The sequence below is a fragment of the Streptomyces varsoviensis genome (genome assembly GCF_000718635.1).
Classification (GTDB): Bacteria; Actinomycetota; Actinomycetes; order Streptomycetales; family Streptomycetaceae; genus Streptomyces; species Streptomyces varsoviensis.
The window spans coordinates 1-757 of the sequence record NZ_JOBF01000066.1 but is presented as its reverse complement, the minus strand read 5'-3'; the positions used below and the strand labels follow the sequence as shown (position 1 = coordinate 757).

The window sequence follows — 757 nt, the reverse complement described above, 5'->3', positions numbered from 1 at the left end:
GACAATGGCACCAAGGAAATCCTGCGCGGCGTCGACCTGACGGTGCGGCAGGGCGAGACGCACGCCATCATGGGCCCCAACGGCTCCGGCAAGTCGACGCTCGCCTATTCCCTGGCAGGCCACCCGAAATACACCATCACCGGCGGCACCGTCACCCTCGACGGTGAGGACGTCCTGGAGATGAGCGTGGACGAGCGCGCCCGCGCCGGCGTGTTCCTGGCCATGCAGTACCCCGTCGAGGTGCCCGGCGTCTCGGTCTCCAACTTCCTGCGCACCTCCGCCACCGCCGTGCGCGGCGAGGCCCCCAAGCTGCGGACCTGGGTCAAGGAGGTCAAGAGTGCGATGGAGGAGCTCCAGATGGATCCCTCCTTCGCCGAGCGCAGCGTGAACGAGGGCTTCTCGGGGGGTGAGAAGAAGCGGCACGAGATCCTGCAGCTCGAACTCCTCAAGCCCAAGATCGCCATCCTGGATGAGACGGACTCCGGTCTGGACGTCGACGCGCTGCGCACGGTGTCGGCGGGGGTGAACCGGGTGCGGGCCGGCGGCGAGGTGGGCACGCTGCTGATCACGCACTACACGCGGATTCTGCGCTACATCCAGCCGGATTTCGTGCATGTCTTCGCCCAGGGCCGGATCGCGGAGTCCGGTGGGGCGGAGCTGGCGGACAAGCTGGAGAGCGAGGGCTACGAGGCCTACGTGAAGGGCGGCGCGCTCACGTGAGGGGGCCGGCGGGGCTTTTGGACACGGAGGCGATCCG

General features: G+C 68.3%; 1 protein-coding gene. It reads left to right on the top strand.

Annotation, left to right across the window (positions count from 1 at the left end; all coding sequences use genetic code 11):
- Positions 1-720, top strand: a 720-nt coding sequence (sufC, locus tag IF55_RS35590) for a Fe-S cluster assembly ATPase SufC (protein ID WP_030893423.1), incomplete at its 5' end; no start/stop codon positions are given.
- Between the last annotated feature and the right edge of the window lie 37 nt (positions 721-757).